Consider the following 14,006-nt stretch of genomic DNA (forward strand, 5'->3'; position numbering starts at 1 on the left):
CGCAGGTTCAAAATCAAATACTAAGTATATAGAATACCACAAAATACCGAAAGTTCAAACCATATTCTAACCAAAATGTATTCATCTGGGCTGGTTCAGGTGATACATGGCCTGATAGGCTTTTTCAAATCCCGGTTCTGTACGGGCAAGGTTATCTTTAAGGGTTTGCATCCGGCGGGCAAATTCGGCCTTGTCGCCATTTTTTACCAACTCAGCCCATTCGGTTGCTCTTTTTATAAAATCGGCTTCCAGTTTGGGCAGCTTGGGCATATTTACCTGCAAAGAAGCATACAGGCCGGGGTCTTCGGTTAAAACGCTTTTGGTCAGGGTATCCAGCAGGCGGAACGTAGTACCGCCGGCACTACTTATGCCGGGCAGGTTTTGCCCCAGCAGGGTATCTGCCGATACTATGGCTATAAAGTGAGCCAGCCCCAGTACTACGGACATCAGCCGGTCATGCTCTTCCGGGCTGATCAGCCTAACATTACCGCCTTGTTTTTCCAGCCATGTTTTTACCCCTTGGGCAAGGTCAGTTTCCGGGGCGGTGGTGGGTGTCAATATAAAGTTATACCCTTTAAGTGATTCAGCTCCCGGCCCGAATACAGGGTGAGTGCCTAGTGTGCGGCAGTGAGGCAGGTACTGGTGCATCAGTTCCACCGGGCGTTCCTTAACTGAACACAGGTCAAAAACCAGTTGGTCTGGTTTGGTAAACGGGGCAAGTTCCCTAAGGGTATCTTCAAAAGCGTCAATAGGTACTGATATTATCAGACAGTCCATGTCTCCCAGCATATCAGGCCGGGTTGCCGCCTGAACGCCCAAGCGGGTGGCTATGGGTGCAAGTTTGGACGGGTTTCGCCCCCAAAGCCAAACCTGATGGCCATTTTCTGTCAGGAAACGGCCGAACCATTGACCCATTTTGCCGCTGCCGCCCAAGATGCCTATTTTCATATGCGTTTTTTCATTTTCGGGTAAGAACCGAGTACTTTCATAAATATTACATGGTCATCGGCTTTTGCCAGTGCCTGTTTCACATTTTCGTCCTGACGGTGGCCTTCTATATCAAGGTAAAAATTGTACTCCCAGGGTTTAAGACGGGTGGGACGGGATTCCAGCTTGGTCATGTTTATTCCGCGGGAGGCCAGTTCCTTTATAAAATCATACAGCGCCCCGGCCTGATGTTTGACGGCAAAAACTACAGATGTTTTATCACTCCCGGTAGGAGCGGAATCCTGCTTGGCAAGGACAAAGAAACGGGTGTAGTTGTTTATATTGTCCTCTATTTCCCGTTCCAGTACCTTCATATTATATATTACGGCCGCTCTTTCGGAAGCGATAGCCGCCCCGTTTAAAAGACCTTTTTCTTTAATCATTTTGACACTGCCGGCGGTATCGTAGGTAGGTATCAGCTCTGCCCGCAGATGCTTCAGAAATGACTGGCATTGACCCAGTGCCTGCGGGTGGGAATAAATGGTTTTTACCGCTTCAAGGTTGGTTTCAGGGTTGGCTATCAGGCAGTGTGAAACCCTGAGCTCATGTTCGGCGGCAACCATAAGGTTGGAATCCAGCAACAGGTCATAGGTGCGGGATATAGAGCCCTCAAGCGAGTTTTCCACCGGCACTACTGCAAAACGGGCCATACCCTTTTCCACAGCTTCAAAAGTAGCATCCAGCTGTTCACAGGGCAGGGTAAGAGTGTTAGGGCCGAATATCTTCAGGGCGGTTTCTTCACTGTATGCGCCGGCCGCTCCCTGAAAGGATACAGTGAAGCGTTGCTGTTTTTTAGATATGAAAAGGATTTCCTGATACAGGGATTCAATATCCTGCGGGTCAAGACCCAGAGACTGGGCAAGTGACTGAACTCTGTTCAGTACCTCTGATTCGCGGGAAAGGTCCTGAACAGGCGAATTGGTTTCTTCTTTGATTTTGCCTATCTGGTCTGACACTTCAAGCCGCTTTGCCATCAGCTTTACAAGCTCGGTATCCAGGTTATCAATCTGTTTGCGCAGGTCAGAAAGGTTCATTGTTTTATTACCCTTGGTATTATTCCGGCTCTCAGTGCCAAATCAGCCAGCACTATGCAGGTCATGGCTTCCACTACTGAAACTGCTCTGGGTACAATGCAGGTATCATGGCGGCCGCGTATTTCCAGACTGGTATTGGTCATGGTATCAAGGTTTACGGTGGGCTGAGACAGGGAGATAGAGGGAGTGGGTTTTACGGCTACCCTGATATGGAGCGGCATGCCGTCTGAAATTCCTCCCAGTATCCCGCCGCAGTTGTTGCTTGTGGTGCGTATTTGGTCTGACTGGATATTAAAAGGGTCATTATTTTTTGAGCCACGCAGACGTGATGCGCCAAAACCCGCCCCAAATTCCACCCCTTTTACCGCCGGTATGGCAAATATGGCTTTGGCCAGTTCGCCTTCAAGGGTATCAAACACCGGTTCACCCAGACCAACCGGCAGGTTAAGCCCTATACACTCCACAACCCCGCCCAGACTGTCACCTTCTTCGGCGGCTTGCTGGATGAGGGCTACCATTTGTTTACTGGCCGCAAGGTCAGGGCAGTTTACATCACTCTGGCTTATATTCTGGCGGATATCTTTGTGTTTAGGCAATTTGGCCGTTATGCCTCCCAGTTCGGCGGTATAGCCAATCACCTCAATGCCGATAGTGGAAATAAGTTTACGGGCAATAGCTCCGGCCATAACGTGCCCTGCTGTAATCCGCCCGGAAAAACGCCCTCCGCCGCGGTAATCGTTGAAGCCTCCGTATTTCATAAAACCGGTAAAATCTGCATGCCCCGGCCTGATTTTACTGCGGGTGCGTTCATATTCGCTTGAATCTATATTTTTATTCCAGATAACCAGACAAATGGGTGCGCCGGTGGTGAAATTATTGAATATACCGGAAAAAATTTCTATCCGGTCATCTTCACGGCGGGGAGTGGTATGGGCTTTAGCTCCGGATTTACGTTTGTCTACCTCAATTTGAATTTCATCTACATTTATAGCAAGGCCTGCCGGTACGCCGTCAATTACTACTCCCACGCAATCTCCATGGCTTTCACCAAAACTGGTAATCTGAAACAGCTTTCCCAGACTGTTAGACATCTTGTGTTACCTTTCCGCCGAGGCTTTCCAGATTCTTCCAAAAATCAGGATAGGTTTTGGTTACGCACTCAGCATCTGAAATATGGGTTTCCCCGACAACTGATCCCAATATGCCAAAAGCCATGGCAATACGGTGGTCTCCGAAGCTGTCAATCTCTGCGCCTTTGGGTTGTCCGCCCTCAATAATCAGGCGGTCATCTTCTTCGATAATGTTTATACCCATGGCACTCAACCCCTGGCTGACTGCCCGAATGCGGTTAGACTCTTTGATACGTGCCTGACGGACTCCGCTTAATATGCTTTGTCCTTTGGCACAGGCCGCGGCTACTGCCAAAGCGGGCAATAAATCTATGGAGTGGGTAAGGTCTGCGTTTATACCTGAAAGGGGTTTGGGGTTTACCTTTACCCAGTTTTGACCGCTTTCTATTTCTGCTCCCATCTCCGCGAGGAATTTTATCATTATGCGGTCAGCTTGAAAACTGTCTGTGTCCAGGTTGGATATAAATACCGGGGCGGCAATTGCCCCCAATGCCAGAAAACTTGATGCCGAAGACCAGTCTCCCTCTACCCGGTATCTGGCAGGCAGGTAGGGCTGGGGCGGGATGCTTATCTCTTGCCAGTCTATAGAAGAATGGACTTTTATCCCAAAGCTTCCCAGCGTTTGCTTGGTCATTTTTAAATATGGCAATGAAGCCGGCGGTGTAGCCAGATGGATTTCCAGACCGTGGGTGCAGGCTGGTGCCATAAGCATAAGGGCAGAAACGTATTGTGAGCTTATATTGCCGGGCAAACTCACCTTTGAACGGGTGATAAACTGTCCATTGATAACGGTGGTATTGCCGCGGGTTTCTATCTCTATACCCAGTTGGTGCAGGGCTTGAATCAATGGCAACATGGGGCGTCTCATCAGGGAGTGCCCGGCCAGCAGGTGGCACTCAAAAGGCAGTCTGGCACATACAGCTGACATAAAACGCAGGGTAGCGGCAGATTCACGGCAGAACAGGTTGCCGGAAGGTGCTTTGAAGGTATTGCCGGTAATTTCCCAGTTTTCAGAACCGGCGTCAGTGCTTATATCTATACCCAGCCCCGAAAGCACCTGGCGGGTAGCCAGAGTATCGTCTGCAATCAGGGGGCTTATTATGTGGCTCTGGCCGTTTGCCTGGGCGGCAGCTATCAAGCCACGTATGGTGTAGCTTTTTGAGGAAGGAACGGCAATATTTCCACCGGGTAAACTTTTATCCAGATGTATTTTCATATTTCCTCAAACTGTCTTCTATTTCTTCGCAGACTTCATGGCATGATTTGTTATGGGTGGAAACAGTGATATCCGCCGCATCTCTGTATAGCGGCAATCGGCTTTCCAGCAACTTTAACATCTTATCTGAACGTTCAGCATTAAATAACGGACGGTTTGTATGATTTTTCAAGCGGTTTTCCAAATCTTCAGGGCGGCTTTCCAGATAGACTACCAGACAGTTTAAACGCATAATGCTCAGGTTGTGGGGGCGGGTAACTATGCCGCCGCCGCAGTCTATAATCTGGTTTGGATTCTGGCAGATATCTTCCAGTACTTTGCTTTCCATCTGGCGAAAGTAATCTTCGCCATTTTCCTTGAATATATGGCTGATACTTAAGCCTTCCCGTGTTTCTATGCAGGCATCTGTACTGACCAGCGGTTTGCCAAGCTTTTCGGAGAGCAGTTTTGAGATGCTGCTTTTACCGGCGCCCATAAAGCCTATTAAAGCGATGTTATTTTTCGTTTTCATCTAAAGCCATCTCTGCTTCTTTCATCATCACCCGGAAAGGGGCTTTTTGGCTTGTCCAGATTTCAAATGACATAGCTCCCTGCCAGACCAGCATTTCCAGCCCGTTTATTATCTTGGCGCCTTTCTTTTCGGCATCTTCCAGCAGGCGGGTTTTGCATGGGTTGTAGATAGCATCTATGACCGTCAGGTCAGGACGCAGCAAACGGGGGGGGATAAGGCTTTGCCCGGCTAGATTTCCCATGCCTATGGGTGTGCAGTTCACGATAATATCAGATTCGGCTAAAGTTTCTTCCAGATTAGCCTCATTCAGTTCCAGCCCCTGAGCCTTGCCTTTAAAACGCAGGCACATTTTTGCGGCCAGATCTTTGGCTTTTTCCTCCTGGCGGGCAAGCACGGTCAAGTGTCCGCCAAGGGTACAAATAGCCAGTGAAATGGCATGGGCGCTGCCTCCTGCCCCCAGCAGGGCAAAGCGATGTTTGGCAGGGGCAATGCGGTTATGCTCCAGTAAACGCACAAAACCGCCAAAATCAGTATTATAACCTTTCAGCTGGCCGTTTTCATTGACAATGGTATTTACCGCCCCAATCTTTTTAGCCGCCGGATCAAGGGTATCAATATATTTAATGATCTCTATCTTGTGAGGGATGGTCACATTCAGACCGCGTATATTCAGAGGACGCATGCTGGCAATTACGTTTTGCAGGTCTTCTGGTTTGGCTGCAATAGTCAAATACAAATAATTCAGCTTGCAGTGTTTGAAGGCAGCATTTTGCATAGCCGGTGAGACGGAGTGACTTACCGGATAACCAATAATCCCGAATAATGCATCAGGTATGGTTTGCATAATTTACCGACCGGTAGATTTCAATCATTTGAGCCAGGGTCATCTGACCTGATGCAGACTTATTGCCGTCATTCAGGCTGGCGTAGGTAAAAGGGCTTCCGGCCAGCGGGCAGAGTATACGGCTCAGAATGCCCGGTTCCCCCATGGCAAAAGCGACAATTTTCTTATCCGGTATCTCCTTTGTCAGATTAAGCAGATTAATATTATCATTTATTGAGGTGGCAGTGGTAATTACCTTATATATGTCCGCCTGGTGGGTGAGCATATCCTTTAGGAGCGTCTTAAGCTTGGCCGCAGAAGGAGTATCAGTAAAGTTGTGATGGGATAACAAGCACTTTGCCTGTGGTCTGAGCCGCCCAAGCACTTCCTCCAGATTGGGGGTGGAATATTCAATATCCAGCATGAAGGCACCGGCGGATGCGGCTTTTTCCAGCCTGTTTATCCGCTCAGCTTCATTTCCTTTAAAACTGCCCCCTTCGGCAGACCTGCGGCAGGTGGCCATAAAGGGTTTGTTAAGTAATACCGCCGTCTCCCGCCAGTTTTCACCCAGCAGATCCAGCCTCAGTTCGTAAAAGGCTGCACCTTCACTCTTCTTCAGGGTCTCAGCCTGAGGAAGCTGGGTTATTACACAGCAGATTGGCGGTATTTTCATTTCATTTCCTCCAGTACGGAAAGAACATCCGGCTTAAGTATATTTTCAGCTATCAAAGCCTCCCCTGGTCTTTTTAAGAGTATAAAGCGGATACGTCCGTCTGATACCTTTTTATCATGATGCATGGCTTCAATAATTTTGTCCGGGTCTATATCCTTGGGGTTGGTGGGTAGCCCGAAATCGGCTATCAGTTTTTCCAGCCGCAAGGCAGTTTCATTTTCGCATAAACCCAGCCTGACCGAGAGTCTGGCGGCAAAACACATGCCGATAGCTACCGCTGCCCCGTGGCTTTGGCTGAAAGACGAGGTGCTTTCCAGTGCGTGCCCCAGAGTGTGCCCGAAATTCAGTATATTTCTGATGCCGCGGTCAGTTTCGTCCTGACAGACTATGCTGGCTTTGATGGCGGCAGTCTGGCTGACAATATCCTCCATAACTTCCGGAGAACGGTCTTTGACTGCTTGGGTATTTGTTTCCAGCAATCTGAACAACTCACTGCTGCCAATGGCGGCACTCTTTATTATTTCGGCCATGCCGCAGGCAAATTCTTTTTCGGGCAGGGTTTTCAAGCAGCCGGTATCGGCAATGACTAACCTTGGCTGGTAAAAACTGCCTACAATATTCTTGACCCCGCCATGGTTTACCGCCACTTTGCCGCCGATGCTGGAATCTACCTGTGACAGCAGGCTGGTAGGCAGGTGGATAAGCGGGACACCCCGCTGGTAGGTGGCGGCTACAAACCCGCTCAGGTCGCCAATTACCCCGCCGCCCAAAGCCAGTATCGGGGTATTCCTTTCGGCAAAGTGGTTGATTAGCTGGGGATAGATATGGGCGGCCATATCCAGAGTCTTGTGTATTTCGCCCTCAGGAAGTTCCAGAAACAAGCTTTCAATGCCCTTTGATTCAAGGTGTTTTTTCAGCTTTTTACCGTAAATCCTGTTTATATCTATATTGGTGATGACTACCACTCTGTCACAAGGGATAGCTTCCCTTAGGAGAGTGGCTGTTTCAGACAGTAAATCACTTCCTATCAATATCTTGTATTCACGCCCACTTAGATTAAGCCCAATACTTTTCAAGGTTCTTTCCTTATATATATTAGTGTTTTTTCACCAGTTTGTTTATCTGACGGCAGGTGTCAATGAGTTCTTTCAGTTCCGGCGGAGTTATCATTTGGGATGCATCCACCAGAGCTTCTGCCGGGTTGGTATGCACTTCCACCATCAGTCCGTTAGCCCCGGCGGCCATGGCGGCACAGCTCATGCTGTATATCAGATCACGCCGTCCGGTGGCATGGCTGGGGTCAACCATGATGGGCAGGTAGGTTTCCTTTAAGGCTATGGGTACTGCCGCCAAATCCAGATTGTAGCGGGTGAAGCTTTTACCCTTGCCCACCGGCACTATGCCTCTTTCGCACAATATTATATCCTTATTTCCTTCTGCGGCTATATATTCGGCAAAGGAAAGGAATTCTTCCATACTGGCACCGAAGTGGCGTTTGTACATAACGGGTTTGCCTTTTCTGGCCACTGTTGCCAACAGATCCTGATCATACATATTGCGCGAGCCTACCTGTAGTATGTCTACAAATTCGGCTACCAAATCTGCCTGTGATTCGCCCCGCACCTCGGTCATTACTGCCATCTCAAAGCGTTCTCCGGCCTCTTTCAGCCAGGAAAGGGCTTCGGTGGCCTCATCCTTGCCGGCAGAACCCAGCCCCTGGAAAGAATGGACAGATGAGCGGGGTTTGTAAACGCCGCCTCTGAGTATCTGGGCACCGGCCATCTTTGCCCCTTCGGCTATTTTCATCAGGGCTTCTTTGCTTTCCACTGCGCAAGGCCCGGCAATGAAGACCGGCTCGTCTCCGCCGATAATTATATCTTTTACTTTTATCTCACGGGTCATTCCTTCAGCCTGCCACAGGTTTGAGTATTCGCGGCTGATAAGCTTGTACGGGGTTTCCACCATACGGGCTTCCTTGACGCCGGGCAAGCTGGAAAAGTAAGCAAACGGGATAGATTTTTCATCTCCTATAAGGCCGATAATGGTTCTGAATGCCCCCTTTGATACATCGGTCTTGAGACCGCAGCGGCGAACCTCGGCAATTACGTTTTCTAGTTCTTCCTGACTGGCATCTTTTTTCATGATAATCATGGTTTGCTTTCTCCTTTGCTTTTTATACCCGTATAAATCAAAAATCCCCCCGTTGCCTGGGAGGATTTCTAACTTACTAATTGGTGGTTATTGGTTTTTTAGTAAAACGTTATCTCCCAAGCGATCCTATCTTGGTAAAGTAGTAATAGTTTCTAAAGGATTTAACGTTTAACATAGTTGAATGACAATAGCATAGCTGAAAAGGGTTTGTCAAGAGAACTATTTAGTGCTATTATATGTAGTCTTTTTCCCTGGTGGTTGTTATCGGTCGGGCAGCGGATAAGTGCCCTGAGGCAGACGGGGGTGTTCTCCAGCTTCAAACCAGCGGGTTGTCAGTGATGGGTGGAGTTGACATCCATATATTGCTGTGCTAGACTAACTTTCTGTTTGTGGTTAACTTTCAGGTTTGACCATATCCATTATGGTCGCCTTATAGATTTTAAGGATGGGCCTGGCTCATCCTTATTGATTGAAAACGGGAAAATTATTAAAACAGCAATTGTTAACAGGAAGGTACAGTATGCCAACGGTTAATCAGCTAGTAAGAAAAGGGCGCACAAGTGCGGCCAAGAAGTACAAGGCACCTGCGCTGCATTACAGTTTCAATTCTCTGCGCAACAAGGTAGCTTTCGGTGATGGCTCTCCCCAGAAAAGGGGCGTCTGCACCCAGGTAAAAACCACTACTCCTAAAAAGCCGAATTCGGCTTTGCGCAAGATTGCCAGAGTAAGGCTGAGCAACCATATGGAAGTTACTGCTTATATCCCCGGTGAAGGCCATAATCTTCAGGAACACTCTGTGGTTCTGATACGTGGCGGCCGTGTGCCTGACCTACCGGGTGTTCGTTATCACATCATTCGCGGTACTCTTGATACCGCTGGTGTGGCAAATCGGCAGCAGGGTCGCAGCAGATACGGCGCCAAAAAAGGCAAAGCCGCTCCTGCCAAGAAGAAATAACCGGAGATAAAATATGCCTAGAAGAGCACGAAAATTTAAAAGAGCAGTTGCCCCGGATTCCAGGTATAACAGCCTGATGCTTTCCAATTTCATAAACAAGCTTATGATGCATGGCCAGAAGGCCACCGCCCAGAGGATTGTTTATGATGCAATTGATATAATGGGTAAACAGGAAAATAAAGAGGGTTTGGCGGTATTTGAGCAGGGTCTTAAAAATGCCACTCCTTTTATTGAGGTTAAACCCCGCCGTGTAGGCGGTGCTACTTACCAGGTACCTATTGAGGTGCGTCCTGACCGCGCCCAGACCATGGCCATGCGCTGGATTATTAAGGCCGCCCGCAAGCGGACCGGCAAGTCTATGGCTGAAAGGTTGGCTTCTGAAATGCTGGAAGCCTCCCGTGAGCAGGGTGCTGCTGTTAAGAAAAGAGAAGAGACCCACAAGATGGCCGAGGCCAACCGCGCTTTCGCCCATTACAGGTGGTAGAGAGAAAATAGGGGGAATTGGATAACCCTGACGGGTTACCCAGAGTTTAGATAATATGAGCGACAGGAAATACCCTCTGGAGAGGGTTCGTAATATAGGTATCATTGCCCACATAGACGCCGGAAAGACGACTACGACTGAGCGTATCCTTTACCTTACCAAACGTACCCATAAAATCGGCAATATTGACGAGGGTACCACCGTAATGGACTGGATGGAGCAGGAAAAAGCCAGAGGTATAACTATTACTTCTGCCGCTACTTCTGCTTACTGGAATGGGCATCACCTTAACATTATAGATACTCCCGGACATGTGGATTTTACCGCTGAGGTTGAGCGCAGTCTGCGTGTACTTGATGGCGGGGTGGTGGTATTTGACGGAGTGGCCGGTGTTGAAGCCCAGTCTGAAACTGTATGGCGTCAGGCCAGCCGCTATGGTGTACCCCGTATCTGCTTTATTAACAAGATGGACCGCACCGGTGCTAATTACGAACGTACTCTGGGTATGATTGCAGAACGCCTTAAGGCCAAATATCTGCCTCTTCAGATACCCATTGGTTGTGCTGAAACTTTCCGCGGCAACTGTGACCTGCTTGATTTCAAGTGTTACGGTATGGATAACAGCCCGGAAGAACCTGTTGAAACATTTGATTTGCCCGCTGCTGAAAAAGAACGGGCTGTGAAATTCCGCAATATGATGATAGAGCGTCTGGCTGAAGAAGATGACGAGGTTATGGAAGCCTATCTGGCCGGTGAAGAACTGCCGATAGAAAAGCTGAAAGCCGCTATCCGCCGGGTATGTTTGGCCAATAAAGCCATTCCCATATTCTGCGGCACTTCTCTTCGCAACAAGGGCGTAAAAAGACTGCTGGATGCGGTCTGTGACTATCTGCCTTCACCTTTGGACATTCCGGCTATGAAAGGGACTGATCCTAAAACTGGTGAATCGATAGAGCGTCATACCAGTGACACCGAGCCTTTCTCCGCTCTGGCTTTTAAGATTGTATCCGACCCGTTTGTAGGTCGTCTGGTATACTTCCGGATTTACTCCGGTAGCATTTCAGCCGGCTCCGGTGCTTATAACAGCACCCGCGGTGAGCGTGAACGCATAGGCCGTCTTATCCGTATGCATGCCAATGACCGTGAAGAGATTGAGTATGCTGATGCGGGTGAAATCGTGGCCAGTCTGGGTCTTCGCAATACCTTTACCGGTGACACCTTGTGCGACCAGAATGCTCCGATTTTGCTTGAAAATATCAAGTTCCCTGAACCGGTTATCAATTTGGCCATAGAGCCTAAGACCCGTTCGGACCAGGATAAGATGACTGAAGGTCTGCAGAAACTGGCTGAAGAAGATCCTACTTTCAAGGTCAAGTTTGATGATGAGACCGGACAAACTGTTATATATGGTATGGGAGAACTTCACCTTGATGTGCTGGTCAGCCGGTTGCTGTCTGAGTTCAAGGTTAATGCAGGCGTGGGTAAACCCCGCGTAGCGTATCGTGAGGCCATTACCGCTCATGCCAAGGCACAGGGTAAATTTGTCCGCCAGTCCGGTGGTCGCGGTCAATATGGTGATGTTACTATTGAGATTGAACCCCGTGAGCGCGGCGCAGGTTACGAATTTGTTGATAACGTTAAGGGTGGGGCTATACCCCGCAACTTCCTGATGGCGGCAGAGTCCGGTATCAGGGATACGTTGGAGACTGGTGTATATGCCGGTTACCCCATGGTTGATGTAAAAGTAATCGCCACTGATGGTAGCTACCATGATGTAGACTCTAATGAAAATGCTTTCAAGATGGCTGGTTCCATGGCTATCAAAGCGGCTGTTGCCAAGGCAAAACCGATACTGCTTGAGCCCATTATGAAACTTGAAGCAGTCACTCCTGAAGAATATATGGGTGATGTTATCGGTGACCTGAATTCACGCCGGGGGCAGATTATCTCAGTAGAACCCAGTCCTGAAACTACCGTTATCACTGGCACCGTGCCTTTGGCTGAAAGCTTTGGTTATACTACGGATCTTCGGTCAGTAACCAAGGGACGGGCTACTTTCTCTATGGAGTTTGAATCTTATCGTGAAATGCCAGGCGAATTGGCCACGCAGGTCGTTGAAGCCGCCGGCAAGAAATAAGTATACTGGTTAGGGTGATATTGTATGGCTAAACAAAAAATCAGGATAAAACTCAAGGGCTTTGACCACAAGATTCTGGATCAGTCTGCATTGCAGATTGTAGAAGCTCTGGAACGGACAGGGGCTACTATATCAGGGCCGGTTCCTCTGCCTACCCGTATCCAGCGTTACAGTGTCATACGCGCATCCTTTATTGATAAGGATTCACAGGAACAGTTTGAGATAAGGACTCATAAACGTCTTATTGACATAGTGGAAACTACATCTAAGACTATTGATGCCTTAACCAATCTGAACCTCCCAGCTGGCGTAAGCATAGATATTAAACTTTAGGAACGAATATGATTCAAGGTATTATCGGTAAAAAAATCGGTATGACCCAGATATTCCAAGAGGACGGCAAGGCTCAGCCGGTCACCTTGGTGGAGGCTGGTCCGTGTGTAGTGGTCCAGGTCAAGACCGAAAAGCAGGACGGCTATGAGGCTGTTCAGCTAGGTTACGGCAAGGCCAAGCATATCACTTCGGCTGTAAAGGGCCAGTGCAGAGGCTTTGGTGAATTCAAAGTGCTGCGCGAAGTAGATGTTGATGATATTGCGGCGGTCAGTGTCGGTGACCAGATTACGGTCAGTGACTTTAAGGACGGCGAAAAGATAGACGCCAGTGGCGTCTCCAGAGGGCGTGGTTTCTCAGGCGTTGTAAAACGCTGGCATTTTGCCGGTGGTCCCAAAACCCATGGTCAATCTGACCGTCATAGGGCTCCGGGTTCCATCGGTTCCACCACCACCCCCGGCCGTATTTATAAGGGCAAGCACATGGCGGGTCACATGGGGAACGAGGCGGTTACTATCCGCAATCTGGTTGTGCTTAAAACCGACGCAGAGAAAAATCTGCTGATGGTCAAGGGCGCTATCCCCGGTGGCAAGAATACTATAATATTAATTAAGAAAACGGGTAAATAAACGTGGAAATTCCTGTTTATAACGCATCCGGAGAAATCGTAAAGAATATCAATATCAGTGAAGACGTCTTTGGCGTACCCTTCAATGAAGCTCTGGTTCATCAGGCTTTTGTAGCCCAGCAGGCGAATGCCCGCCAGGGTACTCAGTCAACTAAGACCAGAGGTGAAGTTCAGGGTTCAAGCCGCAAGATATATCGTCAGAAGGGTACCGGTAATGCCCGCATGGGTACCAACCGCTCACCCGTCAGGCGGCACGGCGGCGTGGCCTTTGGTCCTCGCCCCAGAGACTTCAGCAAGGATCTTCCCAAAAAGATGCGCCGTCAGGCCATCAGGTGTGTGTTGTCCTTTAAGCTGGAGAGCGGCGAACTGAAGGTTATTGACCAACTTAGCTTTGATGAACCTAAAACCAGAGATATGGCAAAAATACTGACAGCTCTTCAGGTAATCTCGCCCACTCTTATAGCGGTAGATAATCCTGATACCAATTTTATCAAGTCTGCTCGCAATATACCGGCAGTCAAGACCACTCCGGCTAATTTGTTGAACATATCTGATATGCTCAAGAATAAGCAACTGGTTATGACTGAAGAAGCGGTACGTCAGGTTGAAGAACTCTGGGGTCAGCGCTCAGGCTAAGGAGAAGGAACAATGAATTTATATGAAGTATTGCGCCGACCGTTAATATCTGAAAAGAACAGTGTTCATGCTACGCAGAATAAGTACGCTTTTGAAATAGCCAAGGGGGCTAACAAGCGTATGGTAAAGCTGGCAGTGGAGCAGGCCTTTAATGTAACGGTTGAAGATGTAAATATGCTTCACATACCGGGCAAGCAAAAGCGGATGGGTCGCAATCTAATCCAAACCGCAGGGTTGCGTAAAGCCATCATCACTCTCAAAGAGGGTGATAAGATAACTCTATTTGAGGGTGTTTAGTCAAGGAAAGGGTG

Annotated in this window: 16 protein-coding genes; 7 read left to right on the plus strand and 9 right to left on the minus strand. The window is 48.6% G+C overall.

Annotated elements, in window-relative coordinates; all coding sequences use genetic code 11:
- Positions 1 to 81 precede the first annotated feature (81 nt).
- From X794_RS01665 to aroF, 9 genes are read right to left on the minus strand one after another with little or no spacing between them, the layout of a single operon-like run.
- Complete coding sequence (locus X794_RS01665; RefSeq protein WP_034376689.1) at positions 82 to 948, minus strand: prephenate dehydrogenase; 867 nt, start codon at positions 946 to 948, stop codon at positions 82 to 84.
- Positions 945 to 2,021, minus strand: coding sequence for a prephenate dehydratase (gene pheA, locus X794_RS01670; RefSeq protein ID WP_011308983.1), 1,077 nt, complete (start codon positions 2,019 to 2,021; stop codon positions 945 to 947). The genes X794_RS01665 and pheA overlap by 4 nt, the downstream gene beginning before the upstream one ends.
- Positions 2,018 to 3,112 (minus strand): chorismate synthase, encoded by a 1,095-nt coding sequence (gene aroC / locus X794_RS01675; RefSeq protein ID WP_011928866.1) that lies wholly within the window; start codon positions 3,110 to 3,112, stop codon positions 2,018 to 2,020. Before aroC ends, pheA begins: the two co-directional genes overlap by 4 nt.
- Entirely contained in the window at positions 3,105 to 4,367 is a 1,263-nt protein-coding gene (gene aroA / locus X794_RS01680) for a 3-phosphoshikimate 1-carboxyvinyltransferase (RefSeq protein WP_034376686.1), read from the minus strand. The genes aroC and aroA overlap by 8 nt, the downstream gene beginning before the upstream one ends.
- Positions 4,348 to 4,878 (minus strand): shikimate kinase, encoded by a 531-nt coding sequence (locus tag X794_RS01685; RefSeq protein WP_011308986.1) that lies wholly within the window; start codon positions 4,876 to 4,878, stop codon positions 4,348 to 4,350. Before X794_RS01685 ends, aroA begins: the two co-directional genes overlap by 20 nt.
- Entirely contained in the window at positions 4,862 to 5,722 is an 861-nt protein-coding gene (locus X794_RS01690; protein WP_015407598.1) for a shikimate dehydrogenase, read from the minus strand. Before X794_RS01690 ends, X794_RS01685 begins: the two co-directional genes overlap by 17 nt.
- Positions 5,706 to 6,374 carry a type I 3-dehydroquinate dehydratase gene (aroD, locus tag X794_RS01695; RefSeq protein WP_011308988.1) on the minus strand — a complete coding sequence of 223 codons (669 nt, stop codon included), beginning with the start codon at positions 6,372 to 6,374 and terminating at the stop codon, positions 5,706 to 5,708. The genes X794_RS01690 and aroD overlap by 17 nt, the downstream gene beginning before the upstream one ends.
- Complete coding sequence (gene aroB, locus X794_RS01700) at positions 6,371 to 7,450, minus strand: 3-dehydroquinate synthase (protein WP_011308989.1); 1,080 nt, start codon at positions 7,448 to 7,450, stop codon at positions 6,371 to 6,373. The genes aroD and aroB overlap by 4 nt, the downstream gene beginning before the upstream one ends.
- Positions 7,451 to 7,469: 19 nt before the next feature.
- Positions 7,470 to 8,525, minus strand: coding sequence for a 3-deoxy-7-phosphoheptulonate synthase (gene aroF / locus X794_RS01705; RefSeq protein ID WP_011308990.1), 1,056 nt, complete (start codon positions 8,523 to 8,525; stop codon positions 7,470 to 7,472).
- A gap of 520 nt (positions 8,526 to 9,045) precedes the next feature.
- Here aroF and rpsL point away from each other — a divergent pair.
- From rpsL to rplW, 7 genes are read left to right on the plus strand one after another with little or no spacing between them, the layout of a single operon-like run.
- A complete protein-coding gene (rpsL, locus tag X794_RS01710) occupies positions 9,046 to 9,480 on the plus strand; it encodes a 30S ribosomal protein S12 (protein ID WP_011308992.1) in 435 nt (144 codons plus the stop codon).
- A gap of 13 nt (positions 9,481 to 9,493) precedes the next feature.
- Positions 9,494 to 9,964 (plus strand): 30S ribosomal protein S7, encoded by a 471-nt coding sequence (gene rpsG, locus X794_RS01715; RefSeq protein ID WP_011308993.1) that lies wholly within the window; start codon positions 9,494 to 9,496, stop codon positions 9,962 to 9,964.
- Positions 9,965 to 10,019: 55 nt separating this feature from the next.
- Complete coding sequence (gene fusA, locus X794_RS01720; protein WP_011308994.1) at positions 10,020 to 12,101, plus strand: elongation factor G; 2,082 nt, start codon at positions 10,020 to 10,022, stop codon at positions 12,099 to 12,101.
- A 24-nt stretch (positions 12,102 to 12,125) separates the two neighbouring features.
- Positions 12,126 to 12,434, plus strand: coding sequence for a 30S ribosomal protein S10 (gene rpsJ, locus X794_RS01725; RefSeq protein WP_011308995.1), 309 nt, complete (start codon positions 12,126 to 12,128; stop codon positions 12,432 to 12,434).
- A gap of 8 nt (positions 12,435 to 12,442) precedes the next feature.
- Positions 12,443 to 13,060, plus strand: a complete 618-nt coding sequence (gene rplC, locus X794_RS01730; RefSeq protein WP_011308996.1) for a 50S ribosomal protein L3 — start codon at positions 12,443 to 12,445, stop codon at positions 13,058 to 13,060.
- A 2-nt stretch (positions 13,061 to 13,062) separates the two neighbouring features.
- The gene (gene rplD, locus X794_RS01735) at positions 13,063 to 13,695 is read left to right on the plus strand and encodes a 50S ribosomal protein L4 (RefSeq protein ID WP_011308997.1); all 633 of its coding nucleotides are present in this window, start codon (positions 13,063 to 13,065) and stop codon (positions 13,693 to 13,695) included.
- A 12-nt stretch (positions 13,696 to 13,707) separates the two neighbouring features.
- Complete coding sequence (rplW, locus tag X794_RS01740) at positions 13,708 to 13,992, plus strand: 50S ribosomal protein L23 (RefSeq protein ID WP_011308998.1); 285 nt, start codon at positions 13,708 to 13,710, stop codon at positions 13,990 to 13,992.
- Positions 13,993 to 14,006 lie beyond the last annotated feature (14 nt).

It is taken from the genome of Dehalococcoides mccartyi CG5 (assembly GCF_000830885.1).
GTDB classification, from domain to species: Bacteria; Chloroflexota; Dehalococcoidia; order Dehalococcoidales; family Dehalococcoidaceae; genus Dehalococcoides; species Dehalococcoides mccartyi_B.